This window comes from Aminobacter sp. P4_H6_2, assembly GCF_056400805.1.
Genome location: NZ_JBFUKO010000729.1, coordinates 1 through 2,523 on the forward strand (window position 1 = coordinate 1; position 2,523 = coordinate 2,523).

2 protein-coding genes are annotated in these 2,523 nt (G+C 61.7%); both read right to left on the minus strand.

Annotated elements, in window-relative coordinates; genetic code table 11:
* Positions 1-636: ABC transporter permease (locus AC1DUU_RS29290; protein ID WP_476786832.1), on the minus strand; the 636-nt coding region annotated here is incomplete at its 3' end.
* A gap of 115 nt (positions 637-751) precedes the next feature.
* Positions 752-2,344 carry an ABC transporter substrate-binding protein gene (locus AC1DUU_RS29295; protein WP_476786833.1) on the minus strand — a complete coding sequence of 531 codons (1,593 nt, stop codon included), beginning with the start codon at positions 2,342-2,344 and terminating at the stop codon, positions 752-754.
* Between the last annotated feature and the right edge of the window lie 179 nt (positions 2,345-2,523).

A 2,523-nucleotide genomic window follows, 5' to 3' on the forward strand; every position in this document is an offset into this window, starting at 1 on the left:
GATGAAGTCGGCGCCCAACACCTCGACCACCGCGGTGCGGGTCATCCGCGCTACCGGCCCGATGAAGATCAGCCCCAGCGTCAGCGCAGGCAGTGCGACATGATGCAAGCCGTTGAGCGTCCACAGCGGCCCGCCCCGGCCTTGCAGCGGAAACAGCTGCCACCGGAACGCTGCGAACTGCAGCAGCAGAAGCCCGACCCAGAATGCAGGGACGGAAACACCTGCTACCGACAGCGCGGTGACGGCGCGGTCAAAGACCTGCCCACGGCGCATGGCGGCAAGCGTGCCAAGCAGGATGCCAAGAGGGACCGCCCAGATCAGGCTAGCCACCATCAGTTCGATGGTCGGCCCAAGCGCCGTCACAAGCTCTCCGGCGACCGGCGCATTGTTGATGATCGACCGCCCAAGATCGCCTTGCAGGACACGTAGCAGATAAAGCCAGAACTGCATCATGATCGGGGCGTCGAGGCCGAGCTGGCGGCGGATGTCTTCGATTTCGGCAGCAGTTCCCGACGGTCCGGCGATGATGATAGCGGGGTCGGTCGGAATGACCTGAAGCATCAGGAAACCGACCAGAAGCACACCAAGCAGCACAGGTATCGAGGTCAACAAGCGCCAAAGGAGCTGTCGCGTCACGTTGTCTTCTCCCAAGCGGGCATCATTTCAAGGACTTTGGGCATTACCCGAAATCCCCGGCGTTCGAGTGGTCCACCGCGCCAGCAGCCATGCTGGGCGCGGTGGACCACAACCGTCATTTCGCCAGCTTGAGATCCAGCCCGTTGTAGAGAGGTGCACCGCTGATGCCGTGCGGCTTGAACGGCGCAACGCGCGGCCCGGCCACCACGACCAGCTTTTCGTTGACCAGCGGCTTCCACAACACGGCGTCGTGGATGATCGCGCCGGCCTCGGCGAAGGCGGCAAAGCGTGCTTCCGCCGAAGTCGCGCGGTTGCCGGCGTCGATCAGTTGATCGGTCTTGGGATCGTTCCAGTTCATCCGGTTGGGGGTGGGCATGTTCGACGACAGGAAGTACAGGTTCATAGCGTCGCCCGCGCTCAGATACGGATAGCTCATCTGGTACAGGTCGAAATCCTGGGTCTTCAGCTTGCCCCATACGATCGTTGGATCATAGAGCTCGACCTTCAGGTCGACGCCGATCTTGCGCAGATCACCCTGGATGGTCTCGGCCATCTGCTTGTCTGAATCGCCAGTGAAACCATAGAAAATTAGCGACAAAGGCTTGCCGTCCTTCATGCGGACACCGCCGTCACTGGAGACCCAGCCTGCCTCGTCGAGCAGCGCCTTGGCCTTTTCAGGGTCATAGCCGAATGCGTCCAGCTTCATCTTGGGATTGAAGTCGCGCGCGGCCTCGGAATAGTAGGACCTGGCTGCATCGGCCTCGCCGAAGAAGATCGCGTCGGCGATGGCGCTCTGGTCGATTGCCAGGCTTAGCGCTTCGCGGACGCGTTTGTCGCCCAGATCGGGGCGCGTGATCTTCATGCCGACATAGTGCGTGCGGAAGCCCGCTTCGGGCCGCAGCAGCTGGATTGAAGGTGTCGCCTGCAACTGGGAGAGAGCCCATGCGGGCACCGCGAAGGATACGTCGCCTTCGCCGGTCTGCAGGGCGGCGGCAAGTGTTGCCTCTTCCGGCACTATCTTCCAGACGATTTTCGCGACCTCTGCCGGTCCCGGATTCGTCATGAAGGACGGGCCCCAGCGATAGCCATCGTGACGGGTCAGCACCGTCTGGGTGCGCGGCGTCCACGACTGGAAGCAGAATGCTCCGGTGCCGTTGAAGGCGGCGACGCCGAAATCATCCTTCAGTGCACTCGCCTGGTCCGGGTCGATGATAATGAAATTGAACTGCGTCATCTGGTACAGCAGTTCCGAATATGGCTCCTTCAGCTTGTATTCGACGGTGTAGTCGTCGAGCGCCTTTACGCTTTCGACCTTGCCGGCCTTCCATTTGCTGACGCCTGGGAAATCCGGATTGAGCCAGCGATCCATCGTACCGACCACGGCCTTTGCGGTGAAAGGCTTGGCATCGCAGAAGCTGACGTCGCGGCGCAGGTGAAAGGTGTAGGTGAGGCCGTCGGCGCTGACCTCCCAGCGCTCCGCCAGGCCGGGGCGGAGGGTCTTGAGATCGCGGTCGAGCGTCACCAGCGTTTCGCCGACCATGTAGAGGATTTCGGCGGCGGCCAGCGCGGTGGAGCGCTGCGGATCGTAGCGGTCCGCATCACTGACGCGCAAGACCACTGCGGTATCAGGCTCCTGCGCAATGGCAGCCGTCGTCGCCAATGCGAGCGAAAGGATGCATCCGGCGGCTCGTTTYCCGAGTATTCCCATTAACTCACTCCCCTTTGTCATTGGACGCCGTTCCGGCAAACCTTCGGCCAGCGTCAAGCGGCCTCCTGGAAGGAACGGCTTGGCGTCAAAACCGAGATCGAAATGTCCGGCGTCGTGAGCTGAAGAGTATGGTGGCCGGCGACGGTCGTTCAAACGATAAGATTGCGTCAAATCATTCC